This window comes from Actinomadura geliboluensis (assembly GCF_005889745.1).
Classification (GTDB): Bacteria; Actinomycetota; Actinomycetes; order Streptosporangiales; family Streptosporangiaceae; genus Spirillospora; species Spirillospora geliboluensis.
On record NZ_VCKZ01000612.1, the window covers coordinates 1 to 3,865 of the forward strand.

Sequence of the window (3,865 nt, forward strand, 5' to 3'; positions counted from 1 at the left end):
GTTCCGCCCGTCCCGACAGCAGCGGGTGGCTCGGCACCACCCGGACGCTGTAGCCGAACGCGCCGCTGCGCCCGAGCGGGACCTCGCCGGCGTAGCGGCGCCGCCCGCTCTCCGCCGGACCGGCCTCCGCCAGCTCCAGGTAGGACGGCTCGACGAGCGTGTCGGCGTCGTCGACCCGGCCGTAGGCGACCTCCACGGCGACGTCGTCGGGGTCGAGTCCGCCGAGGTCCACCACGACCCGCACCGCGAGCCGCGCGCCGACCTGCGGGCTCTCCGCCCCGTTGGACTCGACGTGCTCGACGGCGACGCCCGGCCACGCCTTGCGGACCCGCTGCTTCCACGCGGCGAGCTCCCGCGCCCCCGCGTGGTCGCCGGCGACCATCGCCCGCTCGGACGCGGCGGCCGGGGCGTAGAGGTCCTCGACGTACTCGCGCAGCATCCGGGTCGCGAGGACCTTCGGGCCGAGCGTGGCGATGGTGTGCTTGACCATCTCCAGCCAGCGGCGCGGCAGCCCGGCGCCGTCCCGGTCGTAGAACGTGACGGCGACGTGGTCCTCGATCAGCTCGTACAGCGCGGCGGCCTCCAGCTCGTCGCGCCGGTCCGGGGCGGACAGGCCGTCGGCGGACGGGATCGCCCAGCCGTTCTGCCCGTCGTACCACTCGTCCCACCAGCCGTCCAGGATCGACAGGTTCAGCCCGCCGTTCAGCGCCGCCTTCATCCCGGACGTGCCGCTCGCCTCCAGGGGGCGCAGCGGGTTGTTCATCCACACGTCGCAGCCCTGCACCATCAGCTGCCCGAGCGCGATGTCGTAGTCGGGCAGGAACACGATGCGGTGCCGGACGTCCTCGGAGTCGGCGAACCGCACGATCTGCTGGATGAGGCGCTTGCCGCCCTCGTCGGCCGGGTGCGCCTTCCCGGCGATGACGATCTGCACGGGGCGCTCCGGGTCCAGCAGGATCGAGCGGAGCCGGTCCGGGTCGGTCATCATCAGCGTGAGCCGCTTGTAGGACGGGACGCGGCGCGCGAACCCGATCGTCAGGACGTCGGGGTCGAGGGCGTCGTCGATCCAGGAGACCTCGGCCTCGCTGGCGCCGCGCTGCCGCCAGGACTCGCGGAGCCGGCGCCGCGCGTCCAGCACGAGCCGGCGGCGCAGCAGGGCGCGCATCCGCCAGATCTCCGGCTCGGAGACGGCGCGGACGCCCTCCCAGCCGCGGCCGCTCTCCATCACCGACGGCAGCTCGCGGGCGGTGAACTCCAGCACCTCGCGCGCCACCCACGTCCCGGCGTGCACCCCGTTGGTGATGGACCCGACGGGGACCTCGGCGAGGTCGAACCCGCCCCACAGGCCGCCGAACATCTCCCGGCTGACGCGGCCGTGCAGCTCGCTGACGCCGTTGACGCGCTGCGCGAGCCGCATGCCCATCACGGCCATGTTGAACACGGTGCGGTCGCCGCCGGGGTAGTCCTCGCTGCCGAGCGCGAGGATCCGGTCGACGGGGACCTGCCGCTCCTCGGTCGCGCCACCGAAGTAGCGGCTGATCAGCTCGCGGGGGAACCGGTCGATGCCGGCGGGGACGGGCGTGTGCGTGGTGAAGACGGTGCCCGCGCGCGTCGCCTCCAGGGCCTCGTCGAACGTCAGCCCCTCCTCCGACGCCAGCTCGCGGATGCGCTCCAGGCCGAGGAACCCGGCGTGGCCCTCGTTGGTGTGGAACACCTCGGGCGCGGGGTGGCCGGTGATGCGGCAGTACGCGCGGATCGCGCGGACGCCGCCGATGCCGAGCAGCATCTCCTGCAGCAGCCGGTGGTCGCCGCCGCCGCCGTACAGCCGGTCGGTGACGTCGCGGGCCGCCTGGTCGTTGTCCTCGACGTCGGAGTCCAGGAGCAGCTGCGGGACGCGTCCGACGTGGGCGACCCACACCTGCGCGCGCAGGGCGTGGCCCTTGGGGAGGCCGATGGTCACGTGCACCGGCGTCCCGTCGCTCTCGCGGAGGAGGGTCAGCGGGAGCCCGTTGGGGTCGATCGGCGGGTAGCGCTCCAGTTGCCAGCCGTCCGGGGACAGCGACTGGGAGAAGTAGCCGTGCCGGTACAGCAGCCCGACCCCGAGGATGGGGACGCCGAGGTCGCTCGCCGTCTTCAGGTGGTCGCCGGCGAGGATGCCGAGGCCGCCGGAGTACTGCGGCAGCGCGGCGGTGATGCCGTACTCGGGCGAGAAGTAGGCGATGCAGGAGGGCCCGGCGTCGCCACGGGCCTGGTACCAGCGGGGCGCGGTCAGGTACTCGCGCAGGTCCTCGGCGGTGTCCTGGAGGCGGCGCAGGAACCGCCGGTCCTCGGCGAGGCGTTCCAGCCGCTCCGGGGCGACCTCGCCGAGCAGGCGGACCGGGTCGTGGTGGACGGCCTTCCAGAGCGCGGGGTCCACGGCGCGGAACAGGTCGAGCGTCTCGTGGTGCCAGGACCAGCGCAGGTTGAGGACCAGTTCCTCGAGCCGCCGGAGCGGCTCGGGAAGGACGGTGCGGACCGTGAAACGTCGGATTGCCTTCACACAACACCACGCTAAGCGCTGGGATCGGCTCGGCGCGACGGCGAGGTGCGGGCCGCCGCCGCGCGCATCGGTCGCCCCATACCCGTCCGAGCCGCGAAAACCCCCGGCTGCGCTGGGACTTCCGGCCGTTCCGGCGGTCACTTAGCGGGATTGGAGAGGCACTTAAAGTTATCCCAAACTACTCGGCGGTAGGTCCGGCGTCGCGGGCATGGGACGTTTCGGAAGTCCCGCTCGGGTAGGGGGGAGACATGCACGTGGAGTCCGGAACATCCCATATGGCCGGAATTCCGAGGCTTGGTCGCATTCCGATTCTGGACGTGTCGCCGGTGGTGGGGTGCGGCCGGTGGCCGGCGAAGGCCGTGGTCGGCGAGACGGTCGAGGTGTCGGCGACGGTGTTCCGCGAGGGGCACGAGCGGCTGGGCGCGGCGGTGGTGCTGCGCACGCCGGACGGCGAGGAGCTGCCCGGTGAGCGGATGGCCGAGGTCGGCGCCGGGTTGGACCGGTGGTCGGCGCTGGTGACGCCGACGGAGCTGGGGTCGTGGTCGTTCCGGGTGGAGGCGTGGGGCGACCCGATCGCGCACTGGTGGCACGACGCGCAGATCAAGGTGCCCCGCGGCCAGGACGTCGAGCTCATGCTCACCGAGGGCGCGGCGCTGTTCGAGCGCGCGGCCGAGGCCGTCCCGAGCAAGGACCGCCCGACCCTGGACCGGCTGGCGAAGTGCCTCGGAGACGAGACCATCCCGGTCACCGACCGCATGGAGGCGGCCGCCGACCCGGACGTCGCCGCCGCGGTGGAGCAGCATCCGCTGCGGGATCTGTTGACGGTGTCGGACTGGTACCCCCTGGTCGTGCACCGCCAACGCGCCCTCTACGGCGCCTGGTACGAGTTCTTCCCCCGCTCCGAAGGAGCGACCTTCGACCCGATGGGGCGGCGGGGCCCGACTTCGGGGACGTTCCGCACCGCGATGAAACGCCTGCCCGCGATCGCCGACATGGGCTTCGACGTCGTCTACCTGCCACCCATCCACCCGATCGGGACCACGTTCCGCAAAGGCCCCAACAACACCCTGGACGCCGGCCCCTACGACCCCGGCTCCCCCTGGGCGATCGGATCACCCGACGGCGGCCACGACGCGATCCACCCCGACCTGGGAACCCTGGCCGACTTCGACGCCTTCGTCGCCTACGCCGGCGACCACGGACTGGAAGTGGCGTTGGACCTGGCGCTGCAGTGCTCCCCCGACCACCCCTGGGTCCGCGAACACCCCGAATGGTTCACCCACCGCGCCGACGGCACCATCGCCCACGCCGAGAACCCGCCCAAGA

Annotated in this window: 2 protein-coding genes; one reads left to right on the forward strand and one right to left on the reverse strand. The window is 72.9% G+C overall.

Annotated features, from left to right (window positions below; translation table 11 throughout):
* A partial coding sequence (gene glgP, locus ETD96_RS42355; protein WP_138642114.1) for an alpha-glucan family phosphorylase occupies positions 1-2,539 on the reverse strand: 2,539 nt, incomplete at its 3' end.
* Between the two features lie 275 nt (positions 2,540-2,814).
* Between glgP and ETD96_RS42360 the strand changes: the two genes are divergently transcribed.
* On the forward strand, positions 2,815-3,865 hold a 1,051-nt coding region (locus ETD96_RS42360), incomplete at its 3' end, for a maltotransferase domain-containing protein (RefSeq protein WP_138642115.1).